General features: G+C 58.8%; 15 protein-coding genes and 3 pseudogenes. 5 read left to right on the plus strand and 13 right to left on the minus strand.

The annotated features are described in order from the left end of the window. Nucleotides 1-41: 41 nt before the first annotated feature. From cysA to cysP, 4 genes are read right to left on the minus strand one after another with little or no spacing between them, the layout of a single operon-like run. Nucleotides 42-1,136, minus strand: a complete 1,095-nt coding sequence (gene cysA / locus CWM61_RS20595; protein WP_100631841.1) for a sulfate/thiosulfate ABC transporter ATP-binding protein CysA — start codon at nt 1,134-1,136, stop codon at nt 42-44. After that, nucleotides 1,126-2,001 (minus strand): sulfate/thiosulfate ABC transporter permease CysW, encoded by an 876-nt coding sequence (gene cysW, locus CWM61_RS20600; protein WP_008803867.1) that lies wholly within the window; start codon nt 1,999-2,001, stop codon nt 1,126-1,128. Before cysW ends, cysA begins: the two co-directional genes overlap by 11 nt. Beyond that, nucleotides 2,001-2,834, minus strand: a complete 834-nt coding sequence (cysT, locus tag CWM61_RS20605) for a sulfate/thiosulfate ABC transporter permease CysT (protein WP_074387901.1) — start codon at nt 2,832-2,834, stop codon at nt 2,001-2,003. The genes cysW and cysT overlap by 1 nt, the downstream gene beginning before the upstream one ends. Further along, entirely contained in the window at nt 2,834-3,850 is a 1,017-nt protein-coding gene (gene cysP / locus CWM61_RS20610; protein ID WP_100631842.1) for a thiosulfate/sulfate ABC transporter substrate-binding protein CysP, read from the minus strand. The genes cysT and cysP overlap by 1 nt, the downstream gene beginning before the upstream one ends. A gap of 358 nt (nt 3,851-4,208) precedes the next feature. Between cysP and CWM61_RS30205 the strand changes: the two are divergent. Beyond that, a pseudogene (locus CWM61_RS30205) lies at nt 4,209-4,295 on the plus strand (DNA-cytosine methyltransferase); the annotation flags it as partial. A 95-nt stretch (nt 4,296-4,390) separates the two neighbouring features. On the opposite strand, the gene CWM61_RS20620 reads toward CWM61_RS30205, so the two are convergent. From CWM61_RS20620 to CWM61_RS20635, 4 genes are all read right to left on the minus strand, one after another. Next, entirely contained in the window at nt 4,391-5,290 is a 900-nt protein-coding gene (locus tag CWM61_RS20620; protein ID WP_061153722.1) for a Dyp-type peroxidase, read from the minus strand. A gap of 94 nt (nt 5,291-5,384) precedes the next feature. Further along, nucleotides 5,385-5,960: an RpoE-regulated lipoprotein gene (locus tag CWM61_RS20625; RefSeq protein ID WP_100631843.1), complete on the minus strand. Its 576-nt coding sequence runs from the start codon at nt 5,958-5,960 to the stop codon at nt 5,385-5,387. A gap of 61 nt (nt 5,961-6,021) precedes the next feature. Further along, nucleotides 6,022-6,471, minus strand: a complete 450-nt coding sequence (locus CWM61_RS20630) for a DUF2919 domain-containing protein (protein WP_061153720.1) — start codon at nt 6,469-6,471, stop codon at nt 6,022-6,024. Continuing rightward, the gene (locus CWM61_RS20635; RefSeq protein ID WP_002913637.1) at nt 6,458-6,883 is read right to left on the minus strand and encodes a GNAT family acetyltransferase; all 426 of its coding nucleotides are present in this window, start codon (nt 6,881-6,883) and stop codon (nt 6,458-6,460) included. Before CWM61_RS20635 ends, CWM61_RS20630 begins: the two co-directional genes overlap by 14 nt. A gap of 211 nt (nt 6,884-7,094) precedes the next feature. Between CWM61_RS20635 and amiA the strand changes: the two genes are divergently transcribed. Both amiA and hemF read left to right on the plus strand, forming a co-directional pair. Then, nucleotides 7,095-7,967, plus strand: coding sequence for an N-acetylmuramoyl-L-alanine amidase AmiA (amiA, locus tag CWM61_RS20640; RefSeq protein WP_008803861.1), 873 nt, complete (start codon nt 7,095-7,097; stop codon nt 7,965-7,967). Further along, nucleotides 7,967-8,866 (plus strand): oxygen-dependent coproporphyrinogen oxidase, encoded by a 900-nt coding sequence (hemF, locus tag CWM61_RS20645; protein ID WP_074387898.1) that lies wholly within the window; start codon nt 7,967-7,969, stop codon nt 8,864-8,866. Before amiA ends, hemF begins: the two co-directional genes overlap by 1 nt. A gap of 30 nt (nt 8,867-8,896) precedes the next feature. On the opposite strand, the pseudogene CWM61_RS20650 reads toward hemF, so the two are convergent. The 3 genes and pseudogenes from CWM61_RS20650 to maeB form a co-directional block, all read right to left on the minus strand. Continuing rightward, nucleotides 8,897-9,136: pseudogene (locus CWM61_RS20650) on the minus strand (helix-turn-helix domain-containing protein); the annotation flags it as partial. Further along, nucleotides 9,129-9,341: pseudogene (locus tag CWM61_RS20655) on the minus strand (BMC domain-containing protein); the annotation flags it as partial. The pseudogenes CWM61_RS20650 and CWM61_RS20655, both read right to left, overlap by 8 nt. Before the next feature lie 75 nt (nt 9,342-9,416). Beyond that, nucleotides 9,417-11,696, minus strand: coding sequence for an NADP-dependent oxaloacetate-decarboxylating malate dehydrogenase (maeB, locus tag CWM61_RS20660; RefSeq protein WP_074387886.1), 2,280 nt, complete (start codon nt 11,694-11,696; stop codon nt 9,417-9,419). 294 nt (nt 11,697-11,990) lie between these two features. Between maeB and tal the strand changes: the two genes are divergently transcribed. Together tal and tkt are read left to right on the plus strand one after the other, a co-directional pair. Continuing rightward, nucleotides 11,991-12,947: a transaldolase gene (tal, locus tag CWM61_RS20665; RefSeq protein ID WP_061153706.1), complete on the plus strand. Its 957-nt coding sequence runs from the start codon at nt 11,991-11,993 to the stop codon at nt 12,945-12,947. Between the two features lie 16 nt (nt 12,948-12,963). Then, nucleotides 12,964-14,958, plus strand: a complete 1,995-nt coding sequence (tkt, locus tag CWM61_RS20670) for a transketolase (RefSeq protein WP_100631844.1) — start codon at nt 12,964-12,966, stop codon at nt 14,956-14,958. Here the strand turns inward: tkt and CWM61_RS20675 are convergent. Both CWM61_RS20675 and nudK read right to left on the minus strand, forming a co-directional pair. Further along, nucleotides 14,948-15,994: a DUF1176 domain-containing protein gene (locus tag CWM61_RS20675; protein WP_100631845.1), complete on the minus strand. Its 1,047-nt coding sequence runs from the start codon at nt 15,992-15,994 to the stop codon at nt 14,948-14,950. The genes tkt and CWM61_RS20675 overlap by 11 nt on opposite strands. A gap of 63 nt (nt 15,995-16,057) precedes the next feature. Next, a complete protein-coding gene (gene nudK, locus CWM61_RS20680) occupies nt 16,058-16,654 on the minus strand; it encodes a GDP-mannose pyrophosphatase NudK (RefSeq protein WP_074387884.1) in 597 nt (198 codons plus the stop codon). Nucleotides 16,655-16,678: the final 24 nt, after the last annotated feature.

Genomic DNA, 16,678 nt, shown 5'->3' on the forward strand with positions numbered 1-16,678 from the left:
AAGCGTAGCCTTACCGGGCGATAGACCTGCTCAATAAGCTATCAGGCCGACTCCGCCAGAGCAAGCTCGCTGCGCGGCTCGATACGCTCGGTACCGTTATACAAACGCGCGTTTTGCAGGCCAACGAACAGGCGTTCGCCGCGGGACGGCGCCTCATCGCCCGCCAGCACCACGCTCAGCGGTTCGTCATACCACCCCAGAGGCTGAACGACTAATTGGGTGTAGTGCCCTTTCGGGCTGGCTTCCAGCACCTGCACCGGCAGCGGGGAATCCAGGCTGGTCCGGCGGCTGATGTCCACTTCCCACGGACGCAGGAACAGATCCACCGGCCCCTGATATGTCGGGGTATAGCCTAACGGCCAGCGGTGCGCGCCAACGTGGAACTGTCCACCGCGGATGATGCCCTGCAGGCGGTTTACTTCGCCCATAAACTCCAGCACAAAACGGGTCGACGGTTCACGCCACACGCGCTCCGGGGCATCAGCTTGTTCGATGTTGCCCTGGCTCATCACCACCACCCGGTCAGCGACTTCCAGCGCCTCTTCCTGATCGTGGGTGACAAACACGCTGGTGAATTTTAACTCTTCATGCAGCTGACGCAGCCAGCGGCGCAGTTCTTTACGCACCTGAGCATCCAGCGCGCCGAAGGGTTCATCCAGCAGCAAAATTTGCGGCTCCACCGCCAGGGCGCGCGCCAGCGCCACGCGCTGCTTCTGGCCGCCGGACAGCTGCGCCGGGTAACGTTCCGCCAGGTGGGACAGCTGCACCATCTCCAGCAGTTTGGTCACTTTGGCTTTAATCGCCGCCGCATTGGGGCGTTCGCGGCGCGGCAGCACGGTCAGGCCAAAGGCGATGTTATCGAACACCGTCATATGGCGGAACAGCGCATAGTGCTGGAAAACGAAGCCCACTTTACGGTCGCGGGCGTGCAACCGGCTGACGTCGGTGCCGTGGAAGCGGATATGACCGCTGGTCTGATGCTCCAGCCCGGCGATAATCCGCAGCAGGGTAGTTTTTCCGGAGCCCGAGGGCCCCAGTAGCGCAACCATTTGTCCGGAAGGGATATCCAGCGAGATATCATTCAGCACCTGGGTGCGACCAAACGATTTCTTAATATTGGCAATCTCAATGCTCATGATTTCCCTCCTGTTGCGCGCGTTCTTTCTGATTGGCCAGACGCCATTGCAACATACTCTTTAAAAACAGGGTCAGAATAGCCATTAACGTCAGCAGGGCCGCAGCGGTAAACGAGCCAACGGTATTGTAATCCTGCTCCAGTAGTTCAATTTGCAGCGGCAGCGACAGCGTTTCTCCACGAATCGAACCGGAGACTACCGACACCGCGCCAAATTCGCCGATAGCGCGGGCGTTGGTCAACACCACGCCGTACAGCAGCGCCCAGCGAATATTCGGCAACGTCACCCGACGGAACATCTGCCAGCCGGAAGCGCCCAGCAGCACCGCAGCTTCATCTTCATGACTGCCCTGGCTCATCATCACCGGCACCAGCTCGCGCACCACAAACGGACAGGTGACAAAGATGGTCGCCAGCACCATGCCCGGCCAGGCGAACATGATCTGCAGGTTATGCGCATCCAGCCAGCCGCCCAGCGGGCCGTTAGAGCCATAAAACAGCAGATACACCAGACCGGCCACCACCGGCGAGACGGCGAACGGGATATCCAGTAACGTCAGCAGCAGCTGGCGGCCGGGGAAGGTAAAACGTGTCACCAGCCAGGCCAGCAGCGTACCGAACACCAGGTTCACCGGGACGGTAATTAACGCAATCATCACCGTCAGCCAGATGGCATGCAGCATGTCCGGGTTGGCCAGGTTTTCCAGCACCGGCATCAGCCCTTTGCTGAAGGCCTGGATAAAAATATAGAGCATCGGCACCACGAGGATGAAGGCGGAGACCACCATCCCGACACCAATCAGAAACCATTTCCCCCAGTTGATGCGGGGCGCGTCGTAGCGTTTCAATTGAGTAACTTCCGCCATTAGTGACCTACCACGCGTCGACCAAAGCGACTCTGCAGGGTATTGATGGAAAACAGCAGCAGCAATGAGGCGGCAAGGATCACCGAGGCAATCGCGCTCGCCGCCGGATAGTCAAACTCCTGCAGACGAATAAAGATCATCAGCGAGGTCACCTCTGTCTTCCACGCGATGTTGCCAGCGATAAAAATCACCGCGCCGAATTCGCCGAGGCTACGGGTAAACGACAGGGCAATACCCGCCAGCAGCGCCGGCGACAGCTCCGGCAGCACCACTTTGCGAAAGCTCTGCATGCGCGTCGCGCCCAGCGTTTCCGCCGCTTCCTCATACTCGGGCCCCAACTCTTCCAGCACCGGCTGCACGGTACGTACCACGAACGGGATGCTGGTGAAGGCCATCGCCACGGCGATGCCGAGCCAGGTATAGGTCACTTTAATATCGAACTTCGCCAGCCATTCACCGTAAATTCCGTTAACGGAAAACAGCGAAGCCAGCGTCAGGCCGGCCACCGCCGTCGGCAGCGCAAACGGCAGGTCCATTAAGGCATCCAGCAGCGTGCGGCCCGGAAAACGATAGCGAGTGAGGATCCAGGCCATCAGCAGACCAAAGACGCCGTTAAAAATCGAGGCCACAAACGCCGACAGCAGCGTCACCTTATAGGCCGCCACCACCTGCGGATTGGTGATCACATCCCAGTATTGCGCCCAGCTCATCTGCGCCAGCTGCATCACCAGCGCGCTGAGCGGTAATAACAAAATCAGACAGACAAACAGCAGGCTGGTGCCGAGGCTCAGGGTAAAGCCCGGCAGCACGCGCTTGGACGACACAGCAAACATTACTTACGCCCCGCCGCCAGCAGTTTGTCCAGTTCGCCGCCGCTGGCGAAGTGGGTTTTCATCACCTCAGGCCAGGAGCCAAACTTATCCTCTACGCGGAACAGCTCGGTCTGCGGGAATTTATCCTTCAGGGAGTCCATCACTTTCGGGTTGTTTACCCGGTAGTAGTAGTCGGTAATGATGGTCTGCGCCTGCGGGCTGTAGAGCCAGTTTAGATAGGCTTTCGCCGCCTTTTCCGTGCCATTGGCTTTGACGTTTTTATCCACCCAGGCCACCGGGAACTCCGCCAGAATGTTGGTTTTCGGGATCACCACTTCAAATCCCTGCGCCTCATATTGCTTACGAATATTGTTCACTTCCGATTCGAAGCTAATCAGCACATCGCCCAGGCCGCGTTCAGCAAAAGTGGTGGTCGCCCCGCGTCCGCCGGTATCAAAGACTTCGACGTTCTTCAGAAACTGGGTCATAAACTGTTCGGTTTTGGCTTTATCGCCGCCATCGGCTTTATCCGCCGCGCCCCATGCCGCCAGGTAGGTGTATCGGGCGTTACCCGAGGTTTTCGGGTTCGGGAAGATCAGCTTGACGTCAGAGCGAACCAGATCGTTCCAGTCATGAATGTTTTTCGGGTTGCCTTTACGCACCAGGAAACCCATCGTCGAATAGAACGGTGAGCTGTTGTTCGGCAGGCGGCTTTGCCAGTCGGCCGGGATCAGGTTGCCCTTGTCATGCAGGATCTGCACGTCCGTCACCTGGTTGTAGGTGACCACGTCCGCCTTCAGGCCCTGCAAAATAGCCAGCGCCTGCTTGGATGAGCCGGCATGCGACTGCTTAATCGTCAGCGTGTCCCCGCCATTGTCCTTCGCCCACTGCTGCTCAAAAGGCGGGTTAAGGGCGGCAAACAGCTCGCGGGAGACATCATAGGAGCTGTTCAGCAGCTCCGTCGCCTGCGCCTGCGCGGCCAGCAGCATGGAAGCCGCCAGCGCCAGATATCCTTTTTTCAGTGATTTAACGGCCATTGCGCACCCTTATCAACGTTGAACATTTTCTGATGATCATCATATTTATAACGGGTACGAAAGGAGTAACGGTTTTATATACCGTTTGGCGATTTGGAAGTCGAAAAGAGAATAAGCAACTGGCAAAGCTTTGCTGAAAGCGGCTCGCAGATTAGACGTGTCATTGTGACAAACGGCAGCCAGGCGTGCACGGTGTTTATATGAAAAACACACCGATATTTGCTCGTCAGCTCAGACGTAGCTTAACGCCAACAGAACGTCGACTAGGGTACTGACTGCGCAACCGCCATTTTGCTAGCGACAAGTTTCGCCCTGGCTACAGAGCCAGGGATGGCGGGTTTTACGCTTCTGGAATAATGAGTTTGAAGAGTATGAGGATGCGGTGATGGAGAGAATACTTGAAGCGCTTGAGTCGCCGATGCCCTCACCCCGCCCCTCTCCCTGAGGGAGAGGGAGAAAGAGAGTCCGTATGCCGATTCCATAACCGCACCGAACGGTTCCCTCTCCCCCCTGGGGAGAGGGTTAGGGTGAGGGGGGAAATTACAGCGCCTGGATACGCTCCAGCGACGGCGCGAAGTAATAACCGCCGGTCACCGGTTTGGTGAAGCGCAGCATCGCGTCGCGTTTACCGTCGGTATCGCCAAACATGCTCAGCAGCTGCTGCTCAATGTTATACAGGCGCGCGCAGTAGGCACAGAAGTAGAGACCGTTAGTGCCGCTGGCCGTGCCGTACGGCAGGCTCTGACGGACGATTTTCAGTCCTTTGCCATCTTCTTTTAAGTCAACGCGGCTCAGGTGCGAGGTGACCGGACGCTCGTCGCCATCGATCTCTTCGTTGGCTTCTTTGGTACGGCCGATCATCATCTCCTGATCCGGTACGCTCATGCGGTTCAGCTGTTTGAGATTATGCTCCCAGCGCTGGACAAACACGTAGCTGCCGCCCGCGTCCACACCGTCTTTAATGACCGCCACTTCGCGGCGGGTTTCTTCCCCCGCCGGGTTTTCGGTGCCGTCGACGAAGCCGCTGAGGTCACGCTCTTCCACCCAACGGAAACCGTGGATCTCTTCTTTCACGTCGATAGCGTCGCCAAAGGCGGCCATCGCGGCCTGCGCCACCGAGAAGTTAACTTCATGGCGGGCGGATAAAATATGAATCAGCAGGTCATACTGGGTGGACGGCGCCAGCCCTTTGCCGTAGACCGGAAAATCTTTTAACTCTTCCGCCCCTTCGCCGCCGCTCAACTGACGCCAGACGTTATTGCCGAACGCCACCACCGCCCCGAGTTTGGCGTCGGGGAATTTAGCCTGGAAGGTGGCCACGTTATCGACAAAATTTTTGCTCGCTTCGCGCAGGGCGTTAACGTCCCCTTTGACATTGGCTTCAATCCAAATCGCCGCGCGGCAATGTTCCGGCAAAATGCCGCTCTGAACCTGAGACATCGCTCCTCCTGAAATGATGCAACCACAACGCTGTCGCGTTGCTAACGCGCCATTGTAACCGTTTTTCAGGGCCGTCGTGTCTCTTCAGATCAATTTAGCGACGCCAGATAATTTTGCTGACCTTCCAGTTTTTCAGGGTATCGTCGGAGGGCATCAGCTCGTCCGGGCCGCTCCAGTGGCCGGTAAAGGCATAGCTGATATGCTGGCTCCCCTCGGCCTGACACTCGACGACCGCGCCATTGTCATTGCTGCCTTTCTGGCAGTTGCCGAAGGCTTTGCTGTACAGGTCGCTAAACGGTGTGCCGATTTTCACGCCGCTGGCGGTTTTGATTTCGGCATCACGCACGTCAATCCGGCTGATGGTACCGTTGTCGCCATTGATGGTCAGCGCCACGCTGTTGTCTTTCAGCGCTTCAAAGTAGTGGACGATATTGCCCTTATCGGTCTTCATCCCGCTGCGTAAACGGTAGTCGCTCCCCAGCGCATCGCTAATGGCCTGTTCGTTGAGCGGCGTGGAAGCCGTCAGTTTACCCACTCCCTGCTCGGTCACCTCGGTGGAAGAGCCAAACCAGTTCCACGGATAGGCCGCCGACCAGTTGACTGCGCTCATCGTGGAGCAGCCGGTCAGCGCCAGCGGAAGCGCACAGAGCATTAAACGTAGCGATTTCATATCACAATCCTTTCTGAGTCATTCAACGCATGTTGGAGTTCACGATCGGCAAAAAGTGCCCTTAAAAGGTGGTCTGGCGAAAACAGGCGCCCAGGCGACGGCTGGTTAACAGCCACCACAGGGCATAACCATCCGCCACCAGCAGCCCGATAGTTAGCGAGGAGGGAGATTCGCCGCTCAGCCATAGCATCGGCTGCCACAGCAACAGCAGCACTTGCGATAGCACCAGCAGCCAGCGCATCGCCCGCCACACGCGCGGCAGGCGCTGACGATAGCCGCTAAGCAAAAAGGCCAGCACCGCCGGCACGCCGGGGAGTAAACCGAGCCAGAAGCGGTCGTGATCGGGATAGAACAGATTAAGAATCGCGTCGCCCTGCTGGCGCGATGCGCCGGCCATCAAAAACAGCACCCACGTGCGCGCCTGCAACAACAGCACGCACCAGAAGAGCAAAGGCAGGCGCAGACGGCCATGGGCATCAAAATCGGCGGGGATAAACTCAGTATTCTTCATCTTCGATCAGGCGCTTGCCCAGGGTCAGGACATCGGCGTATTCATAGCCCAGCCGCTCATACATTCCCTGCACCACGTCGTTGTCTTCACGGACCATAATGTTGATTTTCGGGCAGCCGCGGGCAATGAGCTTTTTCTCGAGCCGGTTGAGCAGCGCGTTCGCGATACCCCGGCCACGATATTCCGGATGGACGCCGAGATAATAGGCCGATCCGCGATGACCGTCATATCCGCCCATCACCGTGCCGACCACTTCGCCATTCACTTCCGCCACCAGAAACAGGCTGACGTCATGATTCAGCTTGCGCTCAATATCCATCTCCGGATCGTTCCACGGGCGCAGCAGATCGCAGCGCTCCCACAGCGTCACAACCTCTTCAAAATCCTGCTGGCGAAAAACGCGAATCTCCATGGTATTCCCCACCATTGACGGTTAAAAACAGTGATTATGGCGCGAATATAACTGATAGCCAATATCAGGCGAAATCAGCGGCAAAAAATGGCATAATATGACTTTGTCATGTATTGAAATGAAAAGTAAAACAATTCTTATTTTGAATGGTCGTAACGGCAAACGCGATACGATATAACATTGGACATCACTTGTTTACAATTCAGGCCGAATGAGCACTTTTAAACCCTTAAAAATACTTGCTTCGCGCCGTCAGGTGCTGAAAGCCGGGCTGGCTGCGATGACGCTGAGCGGCGTCGCCGCGCAGGTCAGCGCAAAAGAGCAGCCACTGAAAACATCAAATGGACACAGCAAACCTGCCGCTAAAAAGGCCGGCGCCCGCCGCGTTGTGATGCTCGACCCGGGCCACGGCGGTATCGACACTGGGGCTATCGGTCATAACGGTTCGAAAGAGAAGCATGTGGTGCTGGCGATCGCTAAGAACGTGCGCAGCATTTTGCGCAGCAACGGCATCGACGCCCGCCTGACCCGCACCGGCGATACCTTTATCCCGCTGTACGACCGCGTGGAGATTGCCCATCAGCACGGCGCCGATCTGTTTATGTCGATCCATGCCGACGGCTTCACCAACCCAAGCGCCGCCGGCGCCTCGGTGTTTGCGCTGTCAAACCGCGGCGCCAGTAGCGCCATGGCAAAATACCTCTCCGATCGCGAAAACCGCGCCGATGAAGTTGCCGGTAAGAAAGCGACCGATAAAGATCATCTGCTACAGCAGGTGCTGTTCGATCTGGTGCAGACCGACACCATTAAAAACAGCCTGACGCTGGGCTCGCATATCCTGAAAAAGATCAAACCGGTGCATAAGCTGCACAGCCGCAATACCGAGCAGGCGGCGTTCGTGGTGCTGAAGTCGCCTTCCATTCCGTCCGTGCTGGTGGAAACCTCGTTTATCACTAACCCAAACGAGGAGAAACTGCTCGGCACCACCGCTTTCCGGCAGAAAATCGCCACCGCGATTGCCAACGGCATTATCAGTTATTTCCACTGGTTCGATAACCAGAAAGCCCATTCGAAGAGACGTTAATGAAACCCGATGCCGCGCAGGTTAAAACCTTTCTGCTCCAGCTCCAGGACAGCCTTTGCCAGCAGCTGAGCGCTGTCGATGGCGCACCGTTTATTGAAGACGCCTGGCAGCGCGAAGGCGGTGGCGGCGGGCGCAGCCGGGTGTTGCGCGACGGCAACGTGTTCGAACAGGCCGGGGTTAACTTCTCTCACGTCCATGGCGATGCGATGCCCGCCTCGGCAACCGCCCATCGCCCGGAGCTGGCGGGACGCAGCTTTGAAGCCATGGGCGTCTCGCTGGTGGTTCATCCGCTGAACCCCTATGTGCCCACCAGCCATGCCAACGTGCGGTTCTTCATTGCCGAAAAACCTGGCGCCGACCCGGTGTGGTGGTTCGGCGGCGGTTTTGATTTAACCCCCTACTACGGCTTTGAAGAGGATGCCGTCCACTGGCATCGTACCGCCCGCGATCTGTGTCTGCCGTTCGGCGAAGCCGTCTATCCGCGCTATAAAAAATGGTGCGATGATTACTTCTATCTGAAGCACCGCCAGGAGCAGCGCGGTATCGGCGGTCTGTTCTTTGACGACCTGAACACCCCGGATTTTGACCATTGCTTCGCCTTTATGCAGGCGGTTGGTAACGGCTATGCTGACGCCTATTTACCCATCGTCGAACGCCGGAAAGCCACGCCGTTCGGCGAGCGCGAGCGCCACTTTCAGCTCTATCGCCGCGGCCGCTACGTCGAGTTCAATCTGGTCTGGGACCGCGGCACCCTGTTCGGCCTGCAGACCGGCGGGCGTACGGAGTCGATTCTGATGTCGATGCCGCCGCTGGTGCGCTGGGAATATGATTATCAGCCCGAGCCCGGCAGTCCCGAGGCGGCGCTGAGCGAGTTTATTCAGGTGCGCGACTGGCTGTAACGGCCAGATCCGGCAGCGGCGTCGCTTCGCTCACACCCACTGGCGCAGGCGATGGTGCAGCGTCATCGACGGTTTCTCAGCAAACAGCTGCTGATAGTCGGTGGCGAACTGCCCCAAATGCCAGAATCCCCACTGCATGGCAGCCTCCTTGACCGTCTCCCGCTCTGACCAGGGACTTATCAGCTCCCGGCGTACGGCGTTCAGGCGGATCCGTTTGAGCCAGGCGTTGGGACCAATCCCCAGAATCGCATGGAAGGCGTTTTGCACGCTGAACAGGATGACGGGCAATATCGAGAACGGCATCGGTAAAGGCGTTGCAGGCGGCTTTACAGGCCGCCGGGCTTCCCGTCAAAAAGGCGGCCGAATAGTTGGTTTCCGACGGCGGCGGGACGTAGGTCACCAGCCGAACGTCGGCCGACTTCATCGCCGCATCGATGCCGAACGTCGCCTCCAGCGGCGGATTAAAAAGGCAGGCTCAGCGTTTTTACTCGCCGGCCTGCCTGATATTGTGCGCGGAAAACTCTCCGCGCATTAACATGAAAAAAAGAGATTACAGCGGTTCGGTTTGCGCTTCGACAACGGCCAGCGCCACCATATTCACAATGCGGCGTACGGAGGCGATCGGCGTCAGAATATGCACCGGCTTCGCCACCCCCATCAGCACTGGCCCGACGGTCACCCCTTCCGAACTGGAGACGCGCAGCAGGTTGTAGCTGATACGGGCAGCTTCCATATTCGGCATCACCAGAATATTGGCCGACCCCTTCAGCGGGCTGTCCGGCATGCGATCGTTGCGGATGCTTTCCACCAGCGCGGCGTCGCCATGCATTTCACCATCGATCATCAGCTCCGGGGCGCTCGCCTTCACCAGTTCAAGGGTTTTGCGCATCTTGCTGGCTGACGGGCAGTCGGCGGAACCAAAGTTGGAGTGCGACAGCAATGCCACCCGCGGCTCAATACCGAAGCGACGCACGCTTTCCGCCGCCATCAGGGTGATCTCCGCCAGCTCTTCCGGCGAGGGATCGTGATTCACATAGGTGTCAGCGATAAAGGTGTTGCCGCTCGGCAGCAGCAGCGCATTCATCGCCCCGGCGGTGCTGACGCCACCGCGATAGCCAAACAGCGGCTGCACCACGCGGTAGTGGTCGTGGTACTCGCCGATAGTTCCGCAGATCATCGCATCCGCTTCACCGCGATGAACCATGATGGCGCCAATCACCGTGGTGTTGCTAATCACCGCCCGCTGCGCCTGCTCCTGGGTAATGCCGCGGCGCTTCATCAGCTGGTAGTACTCGCTCCAGTACTCTTTAAACCGCGGGTCGGATTCATTATTGACGATCTCAAAGTCAACGCCGGCCTTGATCTGCAGACCCAGCTTCTGGATGCGCATTTCAATCACGCTCGGGCGCCCCACCAGAATCGGTTTGGCCAGCCCCAGCGACACCAGCTCCTGAGTGGCGTGCAGCACCCGGGTCTCCTCCCCTTCCGCCAGCACCACGCGCTTCGGCTCTTTGCGCGCCTGAGAGAAGATAGGCTTCATAAACAGGTTGGTTTTATAGACGAACTCGCTCAGCTTCTCGATATAGGCGTCAAAATCGGCGATCGGGCGCGTTGCCACGCCGGAGTCCATCGCCGCCTTCGCCACCGCGGGGGCGATTTTGACGATCAGCCGCGGGTCGAACGGTTTCGGAATGATGTAGTCCGGGCCAAAGCTTAAATCCTGATCGCCGTAGGCGGAGGCCACCACTTCACTCTGCTCGGCATGGGCCAGCTCGGCAATGGCATGCACCGCCGCCAGCTTCATCTCTTCGTTGATCGCCGTCGCGCCGACGTCCAGCGCGCCGCGGAAGATGAACGGGAAGCAGAGCACGTTGTTGACCTGGTTAGGATAGTCGGAGCGGCCGGTACAGATGATGGCGTCATCGCGGACCTGCTTCGCCAGCGGCGGCAGAATTTCCGGCTCCGGGTTAGCCAGAGCGAGGATCAGCGGCGCACGCGCCATCTTCTTCACCATCTCCGGGGTCAGCACTTTCGGACCAGAGCAGCCGAGGAAAATGTCCGCGCCGTCGATCACATCGTCGAGCGTGCGTTTGCCGTCGTCTTCAACCGCGTAGGCGGCTTTGGTTTCCGCCATGTTAGGCTCACGGTCTTTGTAGATGACGCCTTTCGAATCGCAGACCACGATGTTGTGCTTTTGCATGCCCAGCGCCACCAGCAGGTTCATGCAGGCGATAGCCGCCGCGCCCGCGCCGGAGACCACCATCCGCACGTCGGACAGGTTCTTCTCAACGACGCGCAGGCCGTTGAGGATCGCCGCGGTGCTGATGATCGCCGTGCCGTGCTGATCGTCATGGAAAACCGGAATATTCATGCGCTCGCGCAGCTGCTGCTCGATGTAGAAACACTCCGGCGCTTTAATATCTTCCAGGTTGATACCGCCGAAGGTCGGCTCGAGGGCGGCGACGACGTTAATGAATTTGTCCGGGTCCAGCTCATCGACTTCGATATCAAACACATCGATGCCGGCGAATTTCTTAAACAGGACGCCTTTACCCTCCATCACCGGCTTGCCGGCCAGCGCGCCGATATTGCCCAGCCCCAGCACCGCGGTGCCGTTGGAGACGACCGCCACCAGGTTGCCGCGGGCGGTGTATTTGTAGGCCGCCAGCGGATCTTTTTCGATTTCCAGACAGGGGGCCGCGACGCCCGGCGAGTAGGCCAGCGCCAGATCGCGCTGGGTGGCGAGAGGTTTGGTCGGCGAGACCTGGATTTTTCCGGGAACCGGAAATTCGTGGAAGTCGAGGGCGCTCTGTTTTAACTGCTCATCCATTTTATATTCCTTTCTTTCACGTATCGTTCGTAGGGGAAAAGCGTGATGACCATCCTGTCGTTCACCTTTCAGTGGCAGACAGTATCCCTCCTGGCGGGGCGATAAACTTTGAACACCGCCAAACTCTGGTCATCGCTATGATCTGGTTGTTATCAATTTATAGCGGTTATGTTACCCGGATTCGCCGCCAATAATAGCCCCGTCTGCTATGCTTTTTGGTTATGTACCTCATCAATATTTATACCGCATACCGGCAAGCACTCATGTAACACCTTGTTCCAGGAGGACTTATCCATGAATCAGCTAGACAGCATCAAGCAATTTACTACCGTAGTCGCCGACAGCGGCGATATCGAATCCATTCGCCACTATCATCCGGAAGACGCCACCACCAACCCCTCTCTGCTGCTGAAGGCCGCCGGGCTGGCGTCCTATAGCGGGCTTATCGACGACGCCATCGCCTGGGCCAAAAAACAAGGAGGCGGACGCGAAGCGCAGGTGGCTCACGCCTGCGATAAGCTGGCGGTGAACTTTGGCGCGGAGATCCTCAAAAGTATTCCGGGCCGGGTCTCCACCGAGGTGGACGCCCGGCTCTCCTTCAACCGGGAGAAGAGTATCGAGAAAGCGCGCCACCTGGTGGCGCTGTATCAGGAGATGGGCATTGATAAGTCGCGGATCCTGATCAAGCTGGCATCCACCTGGGAGGGGATCCGCGCCGCCGAGACGCTGGAGAAAGAGGGGATCCACTGCAACCTGACGCTGCTGTTTTCTTTCGCCCAGGCCCGGGCCTGCGCCGAAGCTGGGGTCTATCTGATCTCCCCTTTCGTCGGGCGTATTTATGACTGGTATCAGGCGCGTAAACCGCTGGATCCTTACGTGGTTGAGGAAGATCCGGGGGTGAAATCGGTACGCAATATCTATGACTACTTCAAACAGCATAAATACACCACCATCGTGATGGGCGCCAGCTTCCGCCGCACCGAACAGATCCTCGCCCTGGTCGGCTGCGATCGGCTGACCATCGCCCCGCCCTTGTTAAAAGAGCTGCAGGCCAGCGACGCCCCGGTGGTGCGCAAACTGATCCCTGCCAGCCAGATCCTGCCGCGCCCGGTGCCGCTCAGCGAGGCGGAGTTCCGCTGGGAACATAATCAGGATCCGATGGCAGTCGAAAAGCTGGCGGAGGGGATCCGCCTGTTCGCTGTCGATCAACGCAAACTGGAAGATCTGCTTGCCGCCAAACTGTCACTTTAGTCTCACGGAGAAAACTATGTCCCGAAGAGAGCTTGCCAACGCCATCCGCGCCCTGAGTATGGATGCGGTGCAGAAAGCCAATTCCGGCCACCCCGGTGCGCCAATGGGGATGGCAGACATTGCCGAAGTGCTGTGGAACGATTTTCTCAAGCACAATCCGCAGAACCCTGGCTGGGTGGACCGCGACCGCTTTATTCTGTCCAACGGCCACGCGTCGATGCTGCTCTACAGCCTGCTGCACCTGACCGGCTACGATCTGCCGCTGTCAGAACTCAAGCAGTTCCGTCAGTTGCACTCTAAAACGCCGGGCCACCCGGAGCATGGCTATACTCCCGGGGTGGAAACGACCACTGGCCCGCTGGGCCAGGGGCTGGCGAACGCCGTCGGCATGGCCATCGCCGAACGCACCCTGGCGGCGCAGTTTAACCGTCCTGGGCATGAGATTATTGACCATTACACCTGGGTTTTCATGGGCGATGGCTGCCTGATGGAGGGGATCTCCCATGAGGCCAGTTCGCTGGCCGGCACGCTCGGACTCGGTAAGCTGATCGGTTTTTACGATCACAACGGCATCTCCATCGATGGCAAAACCGACGGCTGGTTTACCGATGATACGGCGGAACGCTTCCGCGCCTATCACTGGCACGTTATTGGCGACATTGATGGCCACGATCCACAGGCCATTAAACAGGCCATTGCGGAAGCACAGGCGGTGAAAGATAAGCCGTCGCTGATCATCTGCCGGACCATTATCGGCTTCGGTTCGCCCAACAAAGCGGGGTCGGAAGAGTCTCACGGCGCGGCGCTGGGCGAAAAAGAGGTGGCCCTGGCCCGCCAGCAGTTGGGCTGGAAATATCCGCCCTTTGAGATCCCGAAAGAGATCTACCAGGGCTGGGATGCGCGTCCGCGTGGCGAGAAAGCCGAGCACGCCTGGAACGAGAAATTCGCCGCCTACCAGCAGCAGTTCCCGGAGCTGGCCGCTGAGCTGACCCGCCGCATGGATGGCGCCCTGCCGGAAGATTTTGCCGCGACGGCCCATCACTACGTGGCGAAGCTGCAGGCCGAGCCGGCGAAAATCGCCAGCCGCAAGGCCTCGCAAAACGCGCTGAACGCCTACGGCCCACATCTTCCGGAACTGCTGGGCGGTTCGGCGGATCTCGCGCCGAGTAACCTGACCATCTGGTCTGGCTCGACATCGATTAAAGACGATCCTGCGGGCAACTATATCCACTACGGGGTGCGCGAATTTGGCATGACCGCAGTGGCCAACGGCATCGCCCTGCACGGCGGTTTCATCCCTTATACCTCGACCTTCCTGATGTTCGTGGAGTACGCCCGCAACGCCGCGCGCATGGCGGCCCTGATGAAGGCCCGGCAGATCATGGTCTATACCCATGACTCCATCGGTCTGGGGGAAGACGGCCCGACCCACCAGGCGGTGGAACAGCTGGCCAGTCTGCGTCTGACGCCGAACTTCAGCACCTGGCGCCCCTGCGATCAGGTGGAGACCGCCGTCGCCTGGCAGGCGGCCATTGCGCGCCAGAATGGGCCAACGGCGCTGATCCTGTCGCGACAAAACCTGGCGCAGATGCCGCGCACCCCGGATCAGGTGCAGGCTATCGCCCGGGGGGGCTACGTGCTGAAAGATGCCGGCGGTAAACCCGACCTGATCCTCATCGCCACCGGGTCGGAAGTGGAGATCACCGTGCTGGCCGCAGAAAAACTGTTGGCGAACGGGGTGAATGTGCGGGTGGTCTCGCTCCCTTCCACCGATGTGTTTGATGCCCAGGATGAGGCCTGGCGCGAGTCGGTACTGCCGTCGGACGTCAGCGCCCGGGTGGCGGTCGAGGCCGGGATAGCAGACTACTGGTATAAATATGTCGGCTTAAAAGGCAAGATCGTCGGTATGACCGGCTATGGTGAATCCGCGCCTGCGGAGCAGCTGTTCCCGTTCTTTGGCTTTACGGTCGACCATATCGTCACCACTGCGGAGCAGGTGCTTAACGGGTGATCCACAGCGTGGGCCAGGCGTCTGGCCCCTGCCAGTTATCACACGTCGGCTGCTGCGCGTAGCGGGAGAGACTGAACCGCTGGCCGTCAAAACGCCAGCGGGTCTGGATCCCGCAATCGCCGGCCTCGCGGCCTTTATCCAGGGTCACCAGCTCATGGCGGCGATCATCGTAGCTGGCGTTGATAAGCTCAATCTCCCGCGGCGCCTCGCCCGGCGGCTGAAACGGCAGCGTCAGCCGCACCTGACGGGCGACATAGGGCCGCTGGCGGGAGACCAGCCAGGCCAGCCAGACGGTGTTGTACGCGCCGGATTCGCAGCTGGTCATCAGCAGCACTTTGTCATCCGTCAGCGCAGTAACGCGAATTTCGCGGCGGAAGGGATCGAGGGAGCAGTTACTGTTGTTCATCCGCTCATTACCGTAGTCCATCAGATCGTTGAGCTCCTCACGCCCCAGCGGCGACTGCGCTGTTTCCGCGGTCGCCACCGCGCGCAGCGCCGGAGCCGGCGGTACACTGAGCGGTGGCTCTTCCCCTTTGCCGACCCAGGCCGTTTCGCTGCCTACCCGTTTTTGCCGATCGTCGATAAAAAACAGGGCCGCTTTCAGCCCCTGCAGGGAGATGCTCTGCAGGCCATTGGCCAGCGAGAGCGTTTTCCCCTCCTGAACCTGCTGGAGAAACGCATCGATCGTCACGCTGTCGCTGGTTTTAATGAGCTTATCTTCAATGTGCCAGCGCTTGTCGGTCAGGGACAACGGCTTGCCATCCAGCAGCAGGCGCGGCGCTATTGGCGCGAGCGTCGCCACCGGATTGCCGGTGCCACCCAGTTCGATACGCAGGCTGGCGTCAGTCACCGCCCCGGCGCTGCGGCTGAGGGTCATCACCAGCCCATAATGCAGCCCCACGTTGCGGGTGACGCAGAAATTTTGGTTGTTACAGGTGACCTGCCAGTCGTTGAAGCGCTGCTGCGTCGGTGCCGACCATGCCTGCGAGCAAGGCAGCACCGCCAGAAAGAGGAAATAAATGATGCGAAAAAGCATGAACCGCCCGACCCCAGATAAACCCGACCACGGCGCCTATCCTGGACAACGGCAGCCGCTTACTCAATCGGATTTGTCAGAGTTCCCCGACATCAGGCCGGAGGTTTGCAGATACTGCAGCAGAATAACCGCCTTACCGTCGCGGATCTCCCCATTAGCAACCATCTGCAGCGCCTGGCTAAAGGGCAGCTCAAGCACCTCGATGGCTTCATCATCCACCCCGCCGCCGCTGGTGGTTCGCTGCGCATCGCTGTACTCAGCGATAAAGAAATGCACCACTTCGGTAACGCCACCTGGCGACATAAACAGCTCAAACAGCTTACGCACCTCACCCACTTCATAGCCGGTCTCTTCCACCGCCTCTTTACGAATGCACGCTTCCGGTTCGTCGTTGTCCAGCAGCCCGGCGCAGGTTTCAATCAGCATGCCGTCATGATTACCATTGACCCAGGTGGCGACCCGAAACTGACGCACCAGGACCACCGTTTGCTTGCGGCGATTGTACAGCAGCACGGTAGCGCCGTTGCCACGATCGTAGACCTCGCGTTTATGGCGCACGACGCTGCCATCCTCGCGCGTCAGCTCATAGGTCATGTTGCGTAACACGAACCAGTTTTCAGAGAGGATTTTATCTTTAATGACGTGAATATTGAGTGACATACCGACCCCACAGCGTAAAAGGAC

The sequence above is a fragment of the Klebsiella sp. K-Nf6 genome, assembly GCF_002806655.1.
GTDB classification, from domain to species: Bacteria; Pseudomonadota; Gammaproteobacteria; order Enterobacterales; family Enterobacteriaceae; genus Klebsiella; species Klebsiella variicola.

Excerpts from the sequence above, each read along its gene's own strand:
- CWM61_RS20620 (WP_061153722.1), bottom strand. The coding sequence starts at position 5,290 with ATGTCTCAGGTTCAGAGCGGCATTTTGCCGGAACATTGCCGCGCGGCG.
- hemF (WP_074387898.1), top strand. The coding sequence starts at position 7,967 with ATGAAACCCGATGCCGCGCAGGTTAAAACCTTTCTGCTCCAGCTCCAG.
- tkt (WP_100631844.1), top strand. The coding sequence starts at position 12,964 with ATGTCCCGAAGAGAGCTTGCCAACGCCATCCGCGCCCTGAGTATGGAT.
- cysP (WP_100631842.1), bottom strand. The coding sequence starts at position 3,850 with ATGGCCGTTAAATCACTGAAAAAAGGATATCTGGCGCTGGCGGCTTCC.
- CWM61_RS20625 (WP_100631843.1), bottom strand. The coding sequence starts at position 5,960 with ATGAAATCGCTACGTTTAATGCTCTGTGCGCTTCCGCTGGCGCTGACC.
- cysW (WP_008803867.1), bottom strand. The coding sequence starts at position 2,001 with ATGGCGGAAGTTACTCAATTGAAACGCTACGACGCGCCCCGCATCAAC.
- CWM61_RS20675 (WP_100631845.1), bottom strand. The coding sequence starts at position 15,994 with ATGCTTTTTCGCATCATTTATTTCCTCTTTCTGGCGGTGCTGCCTTGC.
- CWM61_RS20635 (WP_002913637.1), bottom strand. The coding sequence starts at position 6,883 with ATGGAGATTCGCGTTTTTCGCCAGCAGGATTTTGAAGAGGTTGTGACG.
- cysA (WP_100631841.1), bottom strand. The coding sequence starts at position 1,136 with ATGAGCATTGAGATTGCCAATATTAAGAAATCGTTTGGTCGCACCCAG.
- nudK (WP_074387884.1), bottom strand. The coding sequence starts at position 16,654 with ATGTCACTCAATATTCACGTCATTAAAGATAAAATCCTCTCTGAAAAC.
- amiA (WP_008803861.1), top strand. The coding sequence starts at position 7,095 with ATGAGCACTTTTAAACCCTTAAAAATACTTGCTTCGCGCCGTCAGGTG.
- cysT (WP_074387901.1), bottom strand. The coding sequence starts at position 2,834 with ATGTTTGCTGTGTCGTCCAAGCGCGTGCTGCCGGGCTTTACCCTGAGC.
- CWM61_RS20630 (WP_061153720.1), bottom strand. The coding sequence starts at position 6,471 with ATGAAGAATACTGAGTTTATCCCCGCCGATTTTGATGCCCATGGCCGT.
- tal (WP_061153706.1), top strand. The coding sequence starts at position 11,991 with ATGAATCAGCTAGACAGCATCAAGCAATTTACTACCGTAGTCGCCGAC.
- maeB (WP_074387886.1), bottom strand. The coding sequence starts at position 11,696 with ATGGATGAGCAGTTAAAACAGAGCGCCCTCGACTTCCACGAATTTCCG.